The organism is Saccharothrix algeriensis (assembly GCF_016907655.1).
In the GTDB taxonomy this organism is placed as follows: domain Bacteria; phylum Actinomycetota; class Actinomycetes; order Mycobacteriales; family Pseudonocardiaceae; genus Actinosynnema; species Actinosynnema algeriense.
Window position 1 is genome coordinate 3,432,277 of record NZ_JAFBCL010000001.1, and the last position, 16,652, is coordinate 3,448,928.

The 16,652-nt window shown below is 73.0% G+C and carries 20 protein-coding genes; 10 read left to right on the forward strand and 10 right to left on the reverse strand.

Features of this window, described 5'->3' with window-relative positions:
* Position 1: 1 nt before the first annotated feature.
* On the reverse strand, positions 2-916 hold the full coding sequence (locus JOE68_RS15560; protein WP_204843058.1) for an ABC transporter ATP-binding protein: 915 nt from the start codon (positions 914-916) through the stop codon (positions 2-4).
* A 292-nt stretch (positions 917-1,208) separates the two neighbouring features.
* Positions 1,209-2,003, reverse strand: a complete 795-nt coding sequence (locus JOE68_RS15565; RefSeq protein WP_307819700.1) for an HAD family hydrolase — start codon at positions 2,001-2,003, stop codon at positions 1,209-1,211.
* Positions 2,004-2,052: 49 nt separating this feature from the next.
* Here JOE68_RS15565 and JOE68_RS15570 point away from each other — a divergent pair, with 49 nt between their 5' ends.
* The 3 genes from JOE68_RS15570 (at position 2,053) to JOE68_RS15580 (ending at position 4,962) form a co-directional block, all read left to right on the forward strand.
* Entirely contained in the window at positions 2,053-2,622 is a 570-nt protein-coding gene (locus tag JOE68_RS15570) for a TetR/AcrR family transcriptional regulator (protein ID WP_204843060.1), read from the forward strand.
* Positions 2,623-3,531 (forward strand): SDR family oxidoreductase, encoded by a 909-nt coding sequence (locus tag JOE68_RS15575; RefSeq protein ID WP_204843061.1) that lies wholly within the window; start codon positions 2,623-2,625, stop codon positions 3,529-3,531.
* A gap of 297 nt (positions 3,532-3,828) precedes the next feature.
* Positions 3,829-4,962, forward strand: coding sequence for a YVTN family beta-propeller repeat protein (locus tag JOE68_RS15580; protein WP_307819701.1), 1,134 nt, complete (start codon positions 3,829-3,831; stop codon positions 4,960-4,962).
* An 82-nt stretch (positions 4,963-5,044) separates the two neighbouring features.
* On the opposite strand, the gene JOE68_RS15585 is transcribed toward JOE68_RS15580, so the two are convergent.
* The 3 genes from JOE68_RS15585 to JOE68_RS15595 form a co-directional block, all read right to left on the reverse strand.
* Complete coding sequence (locus JOE68_RS15585; RefSeq protein WP_204843062.1) at positions 5,045-5,701, reverse strand: response regulator; 657 nt, start codon at positions 5,699-5,701, stop codon at positions 5,045-5,047.
* Between the two features lie 10 nt (positions 5,702-5,711).
* Complete coding sequence (locus JOE68_RS15590) at positions 5,712-6,896, reverse strand: sensor histidine kinase (RefSeq protein WP_346038880.1); 1,185 nt, start codon at positions 6,894-6,896, stop codon at positions 5,712-5,714.
* Between the two features lie 82 nt (positions 6,897-6,978).
* Positions 6,979-7,440, reverse strand: a complete 462-nt coding sequence (locus tag JOE68_RS15595) for a hypothetical protein (protein WP_204843063.1) — start codon at positions 7,438-7,440, stop codon at positions 6,979-6,981.
* Between the two features lie 85 nt (positions 7,441-7,525).
* Here JOE68_RS15595 and JOE68_RS15600 point away from each other — a divergent pair, with 85 nt between their 5' ends.
* From JOE68_RS15600 to JOE68_RS15615, 4 genes are all read left to right on the forward strand, one after another.
* Positions 7,526-9,043, forward strand: a complete 1,518-nt coding sequence (locus JOE68_RS15600; RefSeq protein WP_204843064.1) for a dynamin family protein — start codon at positions 7,526-7,528, stop codon at positions 9,041-9,043.
* Positions 9,040-9,405: a nucleotide exchange factor GrpE gene (grpE, locus tag JOE68_RS15605; protein WP_204843065.1), complete on the forward strand. Its 366-nt coding sequence runs from the start codon at positions 9,040-9,042 to the stop codon at positions 9,403-9,405. The genes JOE68_RS15600 and grpE overlap by 4 nt, the downstream gene beginning before the upstream one ends.
* On the forward strand, positions 9,402-11,219 hold the full coding sequence (locus JOE68_RS15610; RefSeq protein ID WP_204843066.1) for a dynamin family protein: 1,818 nt from the start codon (positions 9,402-9,404) through the stop codon (positions 11,217-11,219). Before grpE ends, JOE68_RS15610 begins: the two co-directional genes overlap by 4 nt.
* Positions 11,220-11,338: 119 nt before the next feature.
* Positions 11,339-12,097, forward strand: coding sequence for a hypothetical protein (locus tag JOE68_RS15615; protein ID WP_204843067.1), 759 nt, complete (start codon positions 11,339-11,341; stop codon positions 12,095-12,097).
* A gap of 435 nt (positions 12,098-12,532) precedes the next feature.
* On the opposite strand, the gene JOE68_RS15620 is transcribed toward JOE68_RS15615, so the two are convergent.
* Together JOE68_RS15620 and JOE68_RS15625 are read right to left on the reverse strand one after the other, a co-directional pair.
* Complete coding sequence (locus JOE68_RS15620; RefSeq protein ID WP_204843068.1) at positions 12,533-12,715, reverse strand: DUF397 domain-containing protein; 183 nt, start codon at positions 12,713-12,715, stop codon at positions 12,533-12,535.
* On the reverse strand, positions 12,712-13,581 hold the full coding sequence (locus tag JOE68_RS15625; protein ID WP_204843069.1) for a helix-turn-helix domain-containing protein: 870 nt from the start codon (positions 13,579-13,581) through the stop codon (positions 12,712-12,714). The genes JOE68_RS15620 and JOE68_RS15625 overlap by 4 nt, the downstream gene beginning before the upstream one ends.
* Before the next feature lie 201 nt (positions 13,582-13,782).
* Here JOE68_RS15625 and JOE68_RS31830 point away from each other — a divergent pair, with 201 nt between their 5' ends.
* Positions 13,783-13,908: a hypothetical protein gene (locus tag JOE68_RS31830; protein ID WP_275584724.1), complete on the forward strand. Its 126-nt coding sequence runs from the start codon at positions 13,783-13,785 to the stop codon at positions 13,906-13,908.
* A gap of 53 nt (positions 13,909-13,961) precedes the next feature.
* Here JOE68_RS31830 and JOE68_RS15630 read toward each other — a convergent pair whose 3' ends face one another.
* The 3 genes from JOE68_RS15630 to JOE68_RS32240 form a co-directional block, all read right to left on the reverse strand.
* Positions 13,962-14,144 (reverse strand): DUF397 domain-containing protein, encoded by a 183-nt coding sequence (locus JOE68_RS15630; protein WP_346038879.1) that lies wholly within the window; start codon positions 14,142-14,144, stop codon positions 13,962-13,964.
* Positions 14,145-14,155: 11 nt separating this feature from the next.
* The gene (locus JOE68_RS15635) at positions 14,156-14,332 is read right to left on the reverse strand and encodes a Scr1 family TA system antitoxin-like transcriptional regulator (protein WP_307820034.1); all 177 of its coding nucleotides are present in this window, start codon (positions 14,330-14,332) and stop codon (positions 14,156-14,158) included.
* Positions 14,333-14,489: 157 nt separating this feature from the next.
* Entirely contained in the window at positions 14,490-14,939 is a 450-nt protein-coding gene (locus tag JOE68_RS32240; RefSeq protein ID WP_307819702.1) for a DUF397 domain-containing protein, read from the reverse strand.
* Positions 14,940-15,148: 209 nt separating this feature from the next.
* On the opposite strand from JOE68_RS32240, the gene JOE68_RS15645 reads away from it, so the two are divergent.
* Both JOE68_RS15645 and JOE68_RS15650 read left to right on the forward strand, forming a co-directional pair.
* Positions 15,149-16,027 (forward strand): hypothetical protein, encoded by an 879-nt coding sequence (locus JOE68_RS15645; protein WP_204843072.1) that lies wholly within the window; start codon positions 15,149-15,151, stop codon positions 16,025-16,027.
* The gene (locus JOE68_RS15650) at positions 16,024-16,401 is read left to right on the forward strand and encodes a GntR family transcriptional regulator (protein ID WP_204843073.1); all 378 of its coding nucleotides are present in this window, start codon (positions 16,024-16,026) and stop codon (positions 16,399-16,401) included. The genes JOE68_RS15645 and JOE68_RS15650 overlap by 4 nt, the downstream gene beginning before the upstream one ends.
* Positions 16,402-16,652: the final 251 nt, after the last annotated feature.

The window sequence follows — 16,652 nt, forward strand, 5'->3', positions numbered from 1 at the left end:
GTCACTTTCCCGTCTCGGCCGCGTGGTACTCGACAGAATCACCGGTGAGCTGCATGAACGCCTCTTCGAGCGAACCGCGCTGGGGGCTCAGCTCGTGCAGCACCACGCCGCTGGCGGCTGCGATGTCACCGATCTGGTCACTGGTGGCACCCGACACGGTCAACGACGAGTCGGCGTCCTCACGGACGGTGAAGCCCTTGTGGGCCAGCAGCGCGCCCAGCTTGTCCGCGTGCGGGCTGCGCACCCGCACGGTGTTCTCCGTCGACCGCTCCACGAACTCGCTGGTGGTGGACTGCGAGATCAGCCTGCCCCGGCCGATGACGACCAGGTCACTGGCGGTGAGCGCCATCTCCGACAGCAGGTGGCTCGACACCAGCACGGTGCGGCCCTCGGCGGCCAGGCCCTGCATGAACCGGCGGATCCAGAGGATGCCCTCCGGGTCCAGGCCGTTGACCGGCTCGTCGAACAGCAGCACCTTCGGGTCGCCCAGCAGGGCGCCCGCGATGCCCAGGCGCTGGGACATGCCCAGCGAGAACCCGCCGGCGCGGCGCTTGGCGACCTTGGTCAGGCCGACCAGGTCGAGCACCTCGTCCACGCGGCTGCCGGGCAGCCCGTTGGACTTGGCCAGCCACTGCAGGTGCGCGCGGGCCGAGCGGTTGGGGTGCACCCACTTGGCGTCCAGCAGCGCGCCGACCGTCCGCAGGGGGCGGTCGAGCTGCGCGTACGGCCTGCCGTCGATGAGCACCTTGCCGGACGTCGGCCGGTCGAGGCCGAGGATCATCCGCATGGTGGTGGACTTGCCCGCGCCGTTGGGGCCGAGGAAGCCGGTGACGCGACCCGGCGCGATGGTGAACGTCAGGTTGTCCACCGCCACCGTGTTCCCGTAGCGCTTGGTGAGGCCGATCGCCTCGATCATTGGTTTCTCTCCCCTGGACGGCGCATCCCCCGATGTCGACGACCACTGTCCCGCGTGGAAGGGGTCGACCACATCGTTCTGTAGTTGACTGGACGGTGCGACTTCAGTCTGATCGTGTCAGCTACCTCGGGTGCAGTAATCCGTGATCACCCTGAGTCGCACCCCCGGGGTGAGGTCCGGGGTCCTCGGGGTGCGACCGGCCCCGCGGTGGTGCCACGGGTCGCGCCGAAGCCCTGAGGGGCGTCCCGGTCACCCCGGCGCGCACCGGGCCGAGCGCAACGGCGGGTCGGGCTCAGGCGCCGAACCAGCGGTCGAGCTCGCGGGCCGCGCCGTCCTCCAGCACGGTCCCCGTCACGTCGTCCGCGACCGCCCGCACGGTCGCGGGCGCCTGCCCCATGGCGACGCCGCGCGCGGCCCACCGGAGCATCTCGACGTCGTTGTGCCCGTCGCCGAGGGCCAGCGTGTCCTCCGCCGGCACGTCGAGCAGCTGCCGCAGCTCCTCCAGCGCCGCCCCCTTGGACACCCCCGACGGCGAGACGGTCAACCACGGCTCCACGTTGTCCACCCACCACATCACGCCCGGCAGCTCCACGTCGGCCACCCGCAGCGCGACCTCCTCGGGGGTGTGGTCCACCCACCGCATGACCAGCCGCGACGTGGGCTCGGCGGTCAGCTCGGCGGCGGACACCTCGCGCACCTCGCCCCACAGGTCGCCCTCGGGGAACCGGCCGAGCGACAGGTTGCCCCGCCCGGTGACCTCGACGGCGAACACCGCGCCGGGGAACAGCTCGCGCAGCGCGGCGACCGTCGCGCCGGTGTCGAACCCGGTCCAGCGGACCACCTCGCGACTGGTCGTGTCCCACCAGACCGCTCCGTTGGAGCAGATCGCGGTGGTGCCGCGCAGGCCGAGGTCGTCGGCGATCGGGCGGGTGCCGATGAGGCTGCGGCCGGTGGAGAGCACCACGTGGGCGCCGTGGTCGACCGCCCGGTGGATGGCCGCCCGCACGGCCGGCGCGACGCCCTCCTCGCCGACGCGGGTGATGGTTCCGTCGATGTCCAGGGCGACGAGGCGCGGTCTCCAACTCACTGGCCTCACCCTAATGGACGACATTAGTGAATCGTGGTTCACTAACGTCGTGGCACGACCGAGGACCATCGCCGACGAGCGCCTGCTGGCGGCGGCGGGCCGGGCCATCGGCCGCCGGGGGCCCGGGTTCACCATCGCCGACGTGGCTGCCGAGGCCGGGGTCGCGGTGGGCAGCGTCGCGCGGCGGTTCGGCTCGAAGAGCGGCCTGCTCCAGGCGCTGACCAGGCAGGCGACGGCCGACGTCGAGCGCCGGATGCGGGCGGCGGCCGAGGGCCTCCCGCCGCCGGCGGGGTTGCGCGCCGCGCTGCTGACGTGGTTCGCCGACGTGGCCGACCCGGCGGAGGCGGCCAACCACCTCGCCCAGCTCGGCGTCGACCTGGTCGACCCCGCGCTGCGCGCGCTGCTCGCCGGGCACTTCGCGGCGACCGAGCAGGTGGTGCTCGACCTCGTGCGGCGGGTCGACCTGCCGCGCGCGCCCGTTCCGGAGCGCGCGGCGCGGGTGCTGGTGGGCCTGCTGCTCGGCGTGTCGCTGGACTGGTCGGTCCGGCCGCGCGCCGCGCTGGCCGACCGGCTGGAGCAGGACGTGGACGCGGTGCTGACCGCGTGGAAGGGGAGTTGAATGTCGTTGCAGGGCAAGGTGGCCGCGGTCACGGGGGCGACGCGGGGCGCGGGTCGGGCCATCGCGGTGGAGCTGGGCGCGGCGGGCGCGACGGTGTTCGTCGGCGGGCGCTCGACGCGGGAGCGGCGCTCGCCCATCGGGCGCGCCGAGACGATCGAGGAGACCGCCGAGCTGGTCACCGCCGCGGGTGGCCGGGGCATCCCGGTGCGGTGCGACTTCACCGTCCCGGCGGACGTGGACGCGTTCCGGGCGCGCATCGAGGCCGAGGCGGACGGCCGGCTCGACGTGCTGGTGGACGACGTGTGGGGCGGCGAGGAGGCCGCCGACTTCAAGGTGTTCTGGGAGCAGGACCTGGAGCAGCAGCTGGGGATGTGGCGCAACAGCGTCCAGGCGCACCTGGTGGCGCTGCACCGCCTGGTCCCGCTGGTGATCCGGCGGCCGGGCGGGCTGGTGGTGGAGGTGACCGACGGCGACGACGAGGCGCCGTACTCCGGGATGCTGGCCTACGACTCGGTGAAGGTCGCCATCCGGCGGTTCGGCGTGGTCCTGGCGCAGGACCTGGCCGGGCACGGCGCGACGTCGGTCTCCGTCACGCCGGGGTTCCTGCGGTCGGAGCAGATGCTGGAGCACTTCGGCGTGACGGAGGACAACTGGCGGGACGCCATCGCGCAGGAGCCGCACTACGCGATGTCCGAGACGCCCCGGTACGTGGGGCGCGCGGTGGCCGCGCTCGCCGCGGACCCGGAGCGCGGGCGGTTCGGCGGGCGGGCGCTGGCGTCGTGGACCCTCATGCGGGAGTACGGCTTCACCGACGTGGACGGCTCGCGGCCGGACTGGGGCCGCTGGTACGACGAGGTGGTCAAGCCGGGCCTGGACCCGACGGCGGTGGACGCGTCGCGGTACCGCTGAGCCGGCGCGGGTGACTACCGAGGGTGGCCGGGCGGGGCCCGGCCACCCGTTCCGTTTGCCCGTACCGCTCACGCGCGCCGCCGACCCGCCCTGGTCGCCCCGCCGGCCGCCACGCCTGCCCAGGCGTGGCGGCCGGCGGTTCCCATTCACTTTGCTGAAACACTTTCGCGCTAATCGACCGTACCGACGAGGGCATTCCTCCCCGGTCGACCGGCGGCACTTCTAGGGGTTCATTACCGTGGAGGTCGGGCGGTGGTCGCGCGACTCGGAAGAGTCCGCAGCACCGCCCTCCACGCCGTGAGCGGAGACGCGAACGGGCAGGTCAAGCGGCTGCTCTTCTGCCTGTTCGTGGCGCTGGGCATGTCGGTGGCCGAGTGGTGCAGACCCGATGACCAAGGGAAGTCGACGATGGCGCTCTCCAACTCCCCGCGATTCCGCGCGCGATTGTTCCCGCACCTCTCCGAACGCTCGGGTGTCGCCCGGAGAGGCGTCATCGCAATAGTGGTGCTGATTCTCCTCGGGCCCGCTCCGGCATCGGCCGACGACCGCTACCCGGCGCGCGTCCAGGTGTTCGTGGCGAACAGCGGCGGTGACTCGGTGACGGTGTACGACACGCGGATGGGCGTCGTGCGGGGCACCATCCCGGTCGGCCGCACACCGGTGGGCGTGGGCGCGGCCCCGGACGGTGACCGGGTGTACGTGACCAACGAGCAGTCCGACACCGTGTCGGTGATCGACCCGCGCACCCTCGCCGTGGTCGCCACCGTGCCGGTCGGGCGGCACCCGTTCGGCGTCGCGGTGACCCGGTCGCACGCCTACGTGACGAACTTCGGCTCGAACACGGTCACCGTCATCGACGTCGCGACCAACACGCCCGTCCTCCAGGTCCCGGTCGGCCGGTTCCCGCACACGCCCGTGGTGAGCCCGGACGGCCTGCTGGTCTACGTCACCAACAACGGCGGGCGCAGCGTGACGGTGATCGAGACCGCGGGCCACCGGCCGGTCGCGACGATCCCCGTCGGCCTCTTCCCGGCCGGCATCGGCATCGGCCCGGACGGCGAGCGGGCCTACGTGGCCAACACCGGCGACAACTCGGTGACCGTGGTCGACGCCCGCGCCTTCCGGCCGATCCGGACCACGGCGGTCGGCCGGGCGCCGATCGGCGTGGCGGTCACGCCCGGCTACCGGGTGCACGTGGCCAACGCGGGCTCGAACACCGTCTCGGTGCTCGACCGGGCCGGCCTGCCGGTCGACCCCGCGGTGCCCGTCCCGCCGCTGCCGGAGGGCGCCGCCGCCGCGCCCGACGACAGCTTCGTCTACGTCACCAACACCGCGGTCGACACCATGTCCATCCTGGACGCCCGGGTGGCCCGCCTGGTCGGGACCGTGCCGGTGGGGCGGGAGCCGGAAGGGCTCGCGGTCACGTCCTAGGTCGCGCGCCGGTCCGGACGCCGAGCCCGGCCCGGACGCCGAGCCCGGCCCGGACGTCGTGCCGGTTCGGGCGTCGGCCGGTTCAGACGTCGCCGGGCCGGACCAGCCCGGTCTCGTAGGCCAGCACCACGGCCTGCACCCGGTCCCGCAGCTCCAGCTTCGCCAGGATGCGCCCGACGTGCGTCTTCACCGTCGCCTCGGACAGGAACAGCTTCCGCGCGATCTCGGTGTTCGACAGCCCCTTGGCGATCAGCACGAGCACCTCGCGCTCCCGCTCGGTCAGCGCCTCCAGCACGGAGGCGTCGCGCAGCTCGCCGCCGCTCTCCCCGAGGAACCGGCTCAGCAGCCGCTTGGTCACCGAGGGCGAGACGACCGCGTCCCCGGACGCGACCGCCCGCAGCGCCGACACCAGGTCGCCCGGCGGCGTGTCCTTGAGCAGGAAGCCCGACGCCCCGTTGCGCAGCGCCGACAGCGCGTACTCGTCCATGTCGAAGGTGGTCATGACCAGCACCTTCGCCGTGCCGGCCGAGGTGATCCGCTTGGTGGCCTCCACGCCGTCCAGCACCGGCATCCGGACGTCCATCAGCACCACGTCCGGCCGCAGCGAGGCCGCCAGGTGCACGGCGTCGAGCCCGTCGCCGGCCTCGCCCACCACGTCGACGTCCTCCTGGGCGCCGAGCACCATCCGGAAGCCCATCCGCATGAGTTCCTGGTCGTCCACCAGCAGCACTCGGATCACGTCGACCACCCTATGACGGCGCCAGCGGCAGCACGGCGCGAACCCGCCAGCCGCCGCCGGGGTTCGGCCCGGCCTCCAGCGCGCCGCCCAGCACGCCGGCCCGCTCGCGCATCCCGATAAGACCGTTCCCGCCGGACACCGCGACCAGGTCGTGCGGCGTGCCGAACCCGTCGTCGGCCACCTCCAGCTCCACCTGCTCGCCCACCTGCGCGACCCGGACCACCGCCGAGGCGCCCGAGCCGGCGTGCTTGAGGGTGTTGGTCAGCGCCTCCTGCACGATCCGGTAGACGCCCAGGCCCAGCCCGGTGGGCAGCGCGGAGAGGTCGCCGGCCACCTCCAGCCGCACCGGCAGGCCCGCCACCCGGAGGTTCTCCACGAGGTCGGTCAGGTCGGCGGCGCCGGGCTGCGGCGCCCACTGCGTGCCCGACCGGTCCTCCGACCGCAGCACGCCCAGCAGCCGCCGCAGCTCGGTCAGCGCCTGCCGGCCGGTGTCGGCGATGGTCCGCATGGCGGCCTCGGCCATCGCCGGGTTCGACTTGATCGCGTACCCCGCGCCGTCGGCCTGCACGACCATCACCGACACGGCGTGCGCGACGACGTCGTGCAGCTCCCGCGCGATCCGCGACCGCTCCTCGCCCACCGCCAGCCGCGCCTGCTGGTCGCGCTCGATCTCCAGCAGCCGCAGCCGCTGCTCCAGCTCCTGCTGGTAGGCCCGGCGCGCGCCGACGAACTCGCCGAGCGCCCAGCTGAACCCGAAGGTCACGGCGATGAGGAACAGCAGGAAGGCGGCCTCGACGGTGGACCCGATCCGCCACCCCGCCCAGAGCGCGGTGCCCAGCGCCAGCCAGCCCGCGTAGACCAGGGCCCGCCGCCGGCCGACGAACGCGACCATCGTGTAGAGCGCGACGGCCAGGGAGAGGTCGGCCGGCCGGATGGGGAGGCCGCCGCTGATGTCGCCGTGCGTGAACAGCTGGACGACGCCGCCGAACAGGATCGCGTAGCTGCTGGCGACCGGGTGCTTGCGGCGGAACACCAGCGGGGCGATCAGCAGGAAGAACACCAGGAACACGGCGGAGGGCGCCACGTACCCGATGGCGGTGACCAGCGCGCCGAAGTCGAACAGCGCGAGCAACCCGGCGATCAGGGAGTCCCCGAACACCGGGTGGGCTCGCATCCACAGGCTCAGCCGCCGCACGTGGCCAGGGTAGGCAGGGGGACTCCCGCCGCGCGTCGCGCCACGGTCTGACCCGGACCTAGTCCTCCAGGCGGATGGCCCCTCAGCGGGTCGTCTTGATCTGCGACGGCAGCGTCCGGGCCGGCTCGACGGGCGGCTCGGCGCGGGGCGCCTGCGGGGGCACGGCGTGCTCCCGCTCGAACTGCCGGTGCTCCTCGGCCATCTCGTCGGCGAGCTGCTGCTGGAGCTGGCGGTCCCGGATGCGGCCGAGGATCATCATGGTCACGCCGTGCACCAGGGCCAGCAGCAGCAGCACGAGGCCGAGCTTGAGCACCACGTCCTTCACCGCGTCGCCGGTGTCGACCCGGACGATCGAGACGATCGCCAGCAGGCCCAGCACCACGAGGTGGAACAGCACGGTGGCGAGGGCGGTCATGGACTTGGCCGCCTCCGGGTCGCCGTACGCGCGGTTCATGTAGGCCCGCCCGCTCCGGTAGATCAACTGGCCGTCGATCAGCACCAGCACCACGCCGAGCAGCAGGAAAACGGCATAACCCTGTTCCATGACGTGACCTCCCTCTCGGCCCGTGGAATACCCCGCGGCCGTGTTCCGAAACCGCCGCCGGGCCCGGCGTGGCACCATCTCCGACGTGACCGCCCCGGCCCCGCAGCTGCCCGGCCCGCTCTCGGCCGCCGTGGCGGACCTGTGCGCCGGGCTGCGGGCGCAGGTGTCGCCGGGCACCGCCGCGGGCTTCCGCGAGGTGCTGCGCCGGCTGTCCGCGCCGCTGCAGGTCGCCGTCGCGGGCCGGATCAAGTCCGGCAAGTCCACCCTGGTCAACGCCCTGATCGGCCGCCGGGTGGCGCCGACCGACGTCGGTGAGTGCACCCGCCTGGTGACCCGGTTCCAGTACGGCACGGTGGACCGGGTCGAGGTCGTGTTCACCGACGGGCGCAAGCAGGTGCTGCCGTTCGACGCCGGCGGGAGCATCCCGGCCGACCTGGGCGTGGCCGTGGACGAGGTCTCCCACATCGAGGCGTACCTGACCAACGCCGTGCTGCGCGACCTGACCGTGATCGACACCCCCGGCCTCGGCTCGCTGGACGCCGCGTCGGTGGCCCGCACCGAGGCCCTGCTCGGGGCCGAGCTGGACCCGGTGTCGCGCAACGCCGTGGCGGGCGCGGAGGCCGTGCTCTACGTGGTGACCCAGGGCGTGCGCCACGACGACCAGCAGGCGCTGGCCGCGTTCACCGCCGCCACCGCGAGCCGCGAGGCGGGCCCGGTCAACGCGATCGCGGTGCTGAACAAGGCCGACACGATCGCCGCCGAGACCGTCGAGGGCGCGGACGGCGACACGTGGAAGGCGGCGGTGCTGCTGGCCGAGCGCCAGGCCCACACCCTCAAGCCGCGGGTCGCCGACGTGCTGCCGGTGATCGGCCTGGTCGCCGAGTCGGTCGAGACCGGCGGCTTCACCTCCGCCGACGCCGACGCCCTGCGCCGGCTCGCCGAGCTGGACGAGGCGACCCGCGAGACGATGCTGATCTCGGCGGACCTGTTCGTCACCTGGGAGTGCGACGTCCCGGTGGGCGTGCGCACCCGCCTGCTGGAGAAGCTGGACCTCTACGGCGTCCGCTGCGCGCTGGCGGCGCTGGACGCCGAGCCGGCGATCACGGCGGGCGCGCTGCGCCGCAGGCTGCTGGACTCCTCCGGCCTGGACGGCGTGCGCGGCAAGCTCAACGCCGTGTTCCGGTCGCGCGCGGACGGGATCAAGGCCGCCGCCGCGCTCGCCTCGGTCACCGCGCTGGCCGCCGCCTCCGGCGACCCGGACGAGCGCCGGCGCGTCCACGACGCCATCGAGGTGCTGCTCGCCAAGCCCGAGGCCCACCAGCTGCGGCTGCTGGAGGCGCTGACCCTGGTGGCGTCCGGCGCGGTGGCGATGCCGGCCGACCTGGCCGAGGAGGTGCTGCGGTTCGGCACGTCCCCCGACGTGGCCGAGCAGCTGGGCCTGGTGGGCCGGCCGCCGCAGGAGCTGGTCGCGCACGCCCTGGAGCGCGCGGGCTGGTGGCGGTCGTTCGCCTCGTTCGGCGCCACCCCCGCGCAGAGCCGGGTCGCGCACGTGGTGCACCGGGCTTACTTCCTGATCTGGCAACAACTGCGGGGGCGGCGATGACGGACGGAACGGAACTGCACCGGCAGGCGTCGGATGCCGACGTGGACACCATCGTGGGCGGGCTGCTGGACCAGGCCCTGGCGGAGCGGCGCGCCCTGGTGCAGCTCTGCCTGTACGCGCTGGACCGCGCCCGCAGCTCCGGCGTGGTCGAGCGCCTGGAGGAGGGCCTGGCCGGGATCGGCGTGACGGCGCTGCGCCCGGACGGCGAGCGGTTCGACCCGGCGGTGCACGAGGCGGGCGGCACGGTGCCGACCGACGACCCGGCGCTGGCCGGCCTGGTCGCCGAGACCGAGGTGGTCGGGTTCGTGGACCGGGGGCGGACGCTGCGGGCGCCGATCGTGACCGTGTACACGACCCGATGAGCACCCTGCCGCAGACCGTCCGGCAGACGCGGGAGCGCCTGACCGCGCTGGTGCGGGGCATCGACCCGCGGGCGGCGGCGTTCGTGGAGACCCGGCGCGGCGGCCCGGCGTCGGTCGTCGTCGTGGGCGAGACGAACCGCGGCAAGAGCTCGCTGGTCAACGCCCTGCTCGCGACACCGGGCCTGTCGCCGGTGGACGCCGAGGTCGCCACCGCGACCTACCTGGTGTTCCGGCACGGTGAGCAGTGGGCGGCGCGCGCCTGCTACCCGGGGTCGGTGTCGCCGGTGCCGTTCGACCGCTCGGAGCTGGTCAACTGGGTGTCGGCCGCGCACGAGCTGCCCGAGGGGATGCTGCCGCCCCGCTACGTCGAGGTCGACGCCCCGATCCCGCTGCTGGAGCGGCTGTCCGTGGTGGACACGCCGGGCGTCGGCGGGCTGGACGCCGCGCACGGCGAGCTGGCGGCCGAGGCGGCGGCGTCCGCCACGGCCCTGCTGTTCGTGGTCGACGCGTCCGCGCCGTTCACCCGCGGCGAGCTGGACTTCCTGGCCTCGGTGGGCGAGCGCGTCGAGACCGTGGTGTTCGCGCTGACCAAGGTCGACCAGTACCGGGGCTGGCGCGCGGTGCTCGAAGCCGACCGGGCGCTGCTGGCCGAGCACGCGCCGAGGTTCGCGGGCGCGACGTTCCACCCGGTGTCGTCGCGGGTGTTCGAGCTGGCCGCGAAGGCGCCCAACCCGGACGCCGCCGCCATGCTGCGCGAGCGCTCCGGCATCGGCGAGCTACAGGCCGCGGTGCAGGAGCTGGTGGTCGGCCGGGCCGCGATGCTCGGCGAGGCCAACGCGCTGCGCGCCCTGGCGACCGTGCTGGACGAGCTGGTGGCGCGCGGCGAGGCCGACAAGCGGGCGCTGTCCGCCGGCGAGGAGGAGGCCGAGGCGCTGCGCGAGCGGCGCGACGAGCTGAACGCCCTGCGCCGCTCGTCCACCCGCAGCTGGCAGGTGCGGCTGCGCGGCGAGGTGCAGCGGGCGCGCGTCGAGGGCGGCCACGAGGTCAGCCGGCAGATGCGCGACGTGCAGGCGTGGTTCCGCTCGGCGATCGAGGCGGCGGGCCGCGAGCAGCTCGCGGCGCTGCCGCAGCAGGTGGACGCCGCGCTCCAGGCCGTGTCCGGGCGGATCAGCGCCGGGCTGGCGGTGCGGCTCTCGCGCGTCGCCGACGCGGCGCTGGCCGACCTGTTCCCGCCCGAGGAGCTGGCCGTGATCCGGGGCCAGTTCGCCCGCGGCGCGACGCCGCCGATCGTGCTGCGCCCGCCGGAGAAGCGCGCGCCGACGGCCGAGGACAAGCTGCTGGTGTTCATGGGCGTCTCCGGCGGCCTGGGCGCCGGGCGGCTGGCCGCGATGCCGCTGGCGGGCCTGGGGGTGGCCGCGCTCAACCCGGTCGTGCTGCCGGTGACGATCGTGCTCGGGCTGGGCGCGGGCTGGTGGATGGCCCGCACGCGCAAGCACTCGGCCGACAAGCAGCACCTCAAGCAGTGGCTGTCGGACGCGATCGCCGACGCCCGGTCCACTGTGGACCAACTGGTGGCCGAGCAGCTGATCGAGGCGGAGCAGCAGCTGTCGCTGGCGCTGGACGACGCGCTGGGCAAGCGCGTGGACGCCATCGAGGCCGAGCTGCGCGAGGTCGACAAGGCGTTGCGGATGGGGGCGGGCGAGCGGTCCAAGGCCCTGGGCGCGGTCACCCGCAGGCTGGCCGAGCTGACGGCCGGGCGGGCGAAGGTGGACGACCTGCTGGCCCGCATCCGCGCCCTCCGGGACCGGGCCTGAAGGCCCGGACCGGCCCGCGGTAGTCGTGTCCTGACAAAGGGTGACGCGGGTTCCGCGAGGGAACCGAATCGGCATAACGTGAGTCCTACGGGTACTTGAGCGCAGGAGGTGGGGACCCGGTGTACGTCGATGAGACAGGCGCTACCGACGGCGAGCTGAAGGTCACCGTCGAGGACGAGGAGTACACCGCCGAGGCGACGTACGACCTGGACGACGACGGCGTCGACGAGAGCGCCGTGGTCGAGACCGACGACGGTGGCCACCTGGCGTTCAGCGACACCGACGGCGACGGCGACGCGGACCTGATGAGCACGTTCGACAAGGACGGCGAACTGGTCGGGCAGGCGCGCTTCGACGAGGGCTCCGGCGAGTGGGTCGCCGTCGACCCGTCGGACGACGACGACCGGAAGACCGGCACCAGCGCCTCCAAGTCGATCGTGGTGGACGTCGACGGCGGTGCGGACCAGAACGTCGGGCCGGCCACCGAGGACACCGACGGCGACGGCCGGGCCGACACGGCGGTGGTGAAGGACGAGCAGGGCGACACCTGGCTGTTCACCGACTCGGACGGCGACGGCCGGGCCGACCTCGCGACCGAGATCACCGCCGAGGGCGAGGTCACGATGTCCAGGCACACCGGCGAGGACGAGTGGACCGAGGTGGAGCGCGGGCGGATCGACGAGAACGGCAAGTACGTGCCGGACGGCCGCACCGGGCTGGACAGCGACGAGGTGTGGGCGGGCTCGGAGTCCTCGGGGGCCGGTGAGTCCGGCGGCTTCAGCGGGTCCGGTGGGTCCGGTGGGTCCGGCGAGAAGGTGACGGTGTCGGGCGTCGTGCGCATCGACTCCGTGACCGGCCAGTGGATCAGCCCCAACTGACCGCTTGCTCCGGTCGGCCGCGAAGTCGTCGGAGGTCGTGCCCGCCTCGGGCCGATGGTCTGCTCTGCAGGGCTGTCACGCCCTTGTGAGTCATCCCGAGTGGCGTTCTCTCGCACCGGATTCACCTCGATCCACAGGGTTGTCCACACCTGTGGAAGGTCGAACAAGCGTTCGATACGCGTGGTTCCCGGTGGGTCGGCGCCGAGGCAGGGGCGCCCCGGTTGACACCGCTGGGAGGGCGGTTGGCTGCCGGGCGTGGCGTTGGCTGCCGTCCCCGGCGCGGTGGGGTTGACGTCGATGTGGGCGCGTTGCGTGCTGTTCCCGGCTGTGTCCAGGACTTCGGTGGTCCGGTCGCCTTGGGTCGTGGTCCCTCTTCGGCCGGTCGCTTTGCGTTCGGGCTGCGGGTTCGTGCGTCGGCCGGCGGGAGCTGGTGGTCTAGCGGCGGGCGGTCGAGGCGAGGAACGAGTGCCAGGCCCGGGTGGTGAGGGTGAACTGCGGTCCGGTGGGGTTCTTGGAGTCGCGGATGTACGCGGTGGTGTCGGTCAACCGCACCTCCACGCAGCCGTTGCTGCCGCCTGAACTGTGGCTGCTCTTGAACCACCCGGTGTCGTGGGTCATCTCCTGCCCTCCTCGATCCTGTTGATCAGCAGCGCACGGGTGTCATCACGGCTCAACGCCAGCTCTTCGACGCGTCGGAACAGTCGCTGCATCGGCTCGATGTCCCTCGGCTGATCGTAGAAGGTGTACGGGCCGTGCAGAACCGCGGCAAAGGTCACCGGTGTCGCGTGGGGGAAGTTCAGCACCACCAGACCACCGCCGAGCGCCGGGTTGTCCACCGCCGTGGTCGGCACGATCCGGATGCTCAACGTCGGATGGCGCTCGGCCAGTTGGAGCAGGTGCAGCACCTGACCTCGCATGACCGAAGGGCCGCCGATGACGTGGTCCAGCGAGTCCTCGGTGAACACCACGCTGATGTCCTTGGGTTCGCTCGCCTCCAGCACCCGGCGCTGGTGCTCCTGCCGGTAGGCGATGCGCTCGCCGGTCTCTTCCGCGGAGTCTTCCCAGTGGATCGAGTTCGACAGCGCCATGATCGCGCGGACGTAGTCGGGTGACTGGACCAGCCCCGGGATGACGCCGCACTCGTACCAGTCGATTTCCCGTGCGGCGGCTTGGAGTTCGCTCAGCCGCTGGAACGGCTCGGGCAGGTTGTCCACGTACGCCCGCCTGGGCGCTCGCCGTCGGGCCGCCGCCCCCAGCGCCAGGATCGTCTCGCGCTCCGGCCCTCGCACCCCGTAGAAGTCGAGCAACTTGATCAGCTCATCCGGGCCGAGGCCACCCTTGCCGTTCTCGACCTGGCTCAGCCGCCCACCGCTGCGCCCGATCGCTTCCGCCGCTTCGCCTTGCGACCGGTTCGCGCCGGTGCGGAGGCGGGTGAGGGCGAGACCGAGTTGCAGGCGCTCGATAGTCGGCCTCGCGGTACCCATGATCGCTCCACTCCATCGGGTTATCGCTCACAGCTCGCCCGAAGTCTAAAGTCATAGACATAACGCACTGTGGTCGATCACATACAACCAGGTAGGGAGTTCATCGTGGGCAACGAGGCGTCCGAGCGTCGTGAGTGGTTGGTCCGCTGTGCCACCGATCGGGGTGGGCCGGCGGTGTGTTCGATCGAGGTGTCGCGAGGTGTGATCGAGGTGTTCGGGCCGGGGGACGGCTTCTGCTTCGGGCTGGACGGGGAGCTGATCGCGGAGTTCCGCGCTTCGCTGGACGAGGCGGTCCGCCGGGTCGAGGCGGACATCGCCCTCGCCTGACCGCCCACCTTCCTCGCTGCGGGTTCGTGCGTCGGCCGGCGGGAGCTGGTGGTCTAGCGGCGGCTGGCCGAGGCAAGGAACGAGTGCCAGGCCCGGGTGGTGAGGGTGAACTGCGGCCCGGTGGGGTTCTTGGAATCGCGGATGTACGCGGTGGTGTCGGTCAACCGCACCTCCACGCAGCCGTTGCTGCCGGCCGTGCTTCGGCTGCTCTTGAACCAACCGGTGTCGTGTTCCACAGCCCCACTCCTCATGGCATTCCGACCAGCAGGGAGCGGGTGTCCTCCGCGCTCAGCGCCAACTGGCGGACCCGCTCGAAGATCCGGCGTATCGGTTCGGCGTCCGAAGGCTGATGGTAGTAGGTGTGCGCCCCGTACAGCGACGACACGAAGGCCACCGGAGCCCTCTGCGGGAAGTCCAGCACCACCAAGCCCCGCCCAGCGTCGGGTTGTCCGGCACGGAGTTCGGCACACCCGCACGTCCAAGGCCGGGTGGTCCGGTCGCCTTGGGTCGTGGTCCCTCTTCGGCCGGTCGCTTTGCGTTCGGGCTGCGGGTTCGTGCGTCGGCCGGCGGGAGCTGGTGGTCTAGCGGCGGGCGGTCGAGGCGAGGAACGAGTGCCAGGCCCGGGTGGTGAGGGTGAACTGCGGTCCGGTGGGGTTCTTGGAGTCGCGGATGTACGCGGTGGTGTCGGTCAACCGCACCTCCACGCAGCCGTTGCTGCCGGCCGTGCTTCGGCTGCTCTTGAACCACCCGGTGTCGTGGGTCATCTCCTGCCCTCCTCGATCCTGTTGATCAGCAGGGAGCGTGTCCTCGGCGCTCAACGCCAAATCCTTGACCTGCTTGAACATCCTGCGCATCGGGTCAAGACCGTGGGGTTGATCGTAGTAGGTCGACGTAGACCCGACGGGGTTGTCGCTCGCGATCCACCGTCGCCAGGGCGAAGACACGGTAGCCCGCTCCTCGGCCGGCACCCCGTGGAAGTCGAGCAGCTCGGCCGGCTCCTCGTGCGCCAGGGAGCCCCGACCGTGCTTCACCAGGCCGATTCGACCGGTGGTGCGACCGGTTGGGGTGTTCGGGCCGGGGGACGGCTTCCGCTTCGGGCTGGACGGGGAGCTGTCGCGGAGTTCCGCGCTTCGCTGGACGAGGCGGTCCGCCGGGTGGAGGCGGACATCGCCCTCGCCTGACCCCGCCCCGCTGTGCGATCCTTTGTAACAAGGGGTCGGTACAAAGAAGGGGGCAGGGCATGGGGACGGCGCTGTTACACGGGCTGATCGGGCTGGCGGTCCTGCTCGTCCTCTGGCCGACCCGGTCCGCCGCCGCCCGGTTCCTCCGGTCCTGGGGCGTCGCGAACCCCACCGAGGCGCAGGCGGAGCACGCCGTCCGCTACCTCCGCCACCGGCGCCTGCTCTACCCGCCGCTCTTCCTGCTCGTCCCGTCCGCCGGGGCCGGCATCTCCTCCCTGCTCCGCCTCCCGGAACCGGCCGACAACTTCCTCGCGCCGGTCATCGTCGCCCTGCTGATCGCGGAAGCCGTGGCGGCGTTGCGGCCGGTGCGCGGGCCCCGGGTGGCGGCGCTGACCCGTCGGCGGTGGCGCGACCTGGTGCCGCGGTGGGCGATCGGGCTCCTGCTGGGGTTCGCCGGCGCCGCCGCCCTGCTCGCCGGCGTCGGGCTGACCGCGCGGTCCTGGGCGTTGCGGGCGGTGGCTGCGGAGGGGCACACCCACGAGCACCGCGCCGGGATCGCCCAGCCGGTCGAGGTCGTGGTGCTGGTCGGGGCGGTGCTCGGGCTGGCCGCCGTGCTGGGGGTCGTCCGCTTGGCGGTGCGGCGGGGCTCGGTGGCCGACCCGGTGGCGGACGCGGCGCTGCGGACGCGCAGCGCGCGGGTGGCCGTCGGCATCGGCATGGCCTGGCAGGCTTGGATGGTCAACATCGCCTTCAACCGGCTCGTCACGCTGAGCGGCCTCACCCACCGCCGGGGCGACGGGCCCGGCTGGCTCGCCCTCGTCCCGCCTTCGGGCCTGGTCAACGTCGCGCTGCTGCTCGTCGCCGTCGTGGGGTGGATCTGGGTGGCGAACGCCTCGGGCCGCGTGCCCTACGTCGCCGCCGCGGAGCCGCGCCGATGACGTGGATCTCCGTCGACCCGGACAGCGGCGTCGCGCCGTGGCGGCAGGTGCGCGACCAGCTCGTCCACCTGATCCGGGCCGGTGAGCTGCCGGCCGGCTCGGCCCTGCCGCCGATCCGCCAGCTGGCCCGCGACCTCGGGCTGTCCGCCGGGACGGTGGCGCGCGTCTACCGGGAGCTGGAGACCGCCGGCCTCCTGAGCACCGCGCGCCGCCGGGGCACCGTCGTGGCCGCCGCGCCGCCGCCGAGCACCGCGGCGGACGTCCCGGCCGCGCTCGCCGCCGCCGCCGAGCGGTACGCCGCCGAGGCGCGCGCCCTGGGCGTCGACCCGGACCGGGCGGTGCGGGCCGTGCGCGACGCCTGCGCGCCCCGGTGAAATCCGGACATTTTCCACGCAATTCTTGCGCTCGTCCATGAGAGCGCTCTCACATCGTTGCGAAGTCGCAACCTCGCCGTGTGGCGGTCGACGCACCGCTCAGGTCTTGCATTCCGCCCACTAAAGCCCAGGTCACAGCGGGGTTTGTGATGATCGGGTGCTGAATCGATTCCAGAATCGGTTTTGTGAGAGAGCCGACAGGTCAGACGTGCGTTACCGAGGATTAACCCGGCTAACCTCCGTCTATCCCT

What these genes read in the sequence shown, in the direction of transcription:
- JOE68_RS15560 (WP_204843058.1), bottom strand. Translation starts at nt 916, where the DNA reads ATGATCGAGGCGATCGGCCTCACCAAGCGCTACGGGAACACGGTGGCG.
- JOE68_RS15575 (WP_204843061.1), top strand. Translation starts at nt 2,623, where the DNA reads ATGTCGTTGCAGGGCAAGGTGGCCGCGGTCACGGGGGCGACGCGGGGC.
- JOE68_RS15595 (WP_204843063.1), bottom strand. Translation starts at nt 7,440, where the DNA reads ATGGAACAGGGTTATGCCGTTTTCCTGCTGCTCGGCGTGGTGCTGGTG.
- grpE (WP_204843065.1), top strand. Translation starts at nt 9,040, where the DNA reads ATGACGGACGGAACGGAACTGCACCGGCAGGCGTCGGATGCCGACGTG.
- JOE68_RS15610 (WP_204843066.1), top strand. Translation starts at nt 9,402, where the DNA reads ATGAGCACCCTGCCGCAGACCGTCCGGCAGACGCGGGAGCGCCTGACC.
- JOE68_RS15620 (WP_204843068.1), bottom strand. Translation starts at nt 12,715, where the DNA reads ATGACCCACGACACCGGGTGGTTCAAGAGCAGCCACAGTTCAGGCGGC.
- JOE68_RS15625 (WP_204843069.1), bottom strand. Translation starts at nt 13,581, where the DNA reads ATGGGTACCGCGAGGCCGACTATCGAGCGCCTGCAACTCGGTCTCGCC.
- JOE68_RS15645 (WP_204843072.1), top strand. Translation starts at nt 15,149, where the DNA reads ATGGGGACGGCGCTGTTACACGGGCTGATCGGGCTGGCGGTCCTGCTC.
- JOE68_RS15650 (WP_204843073.1), top strand. Translation starts at nt 16,024, where the DNA reads ATGACGTGGATCTCCGTCGACCCGGACAGCGGCGTCGCGCCGTGGCGG.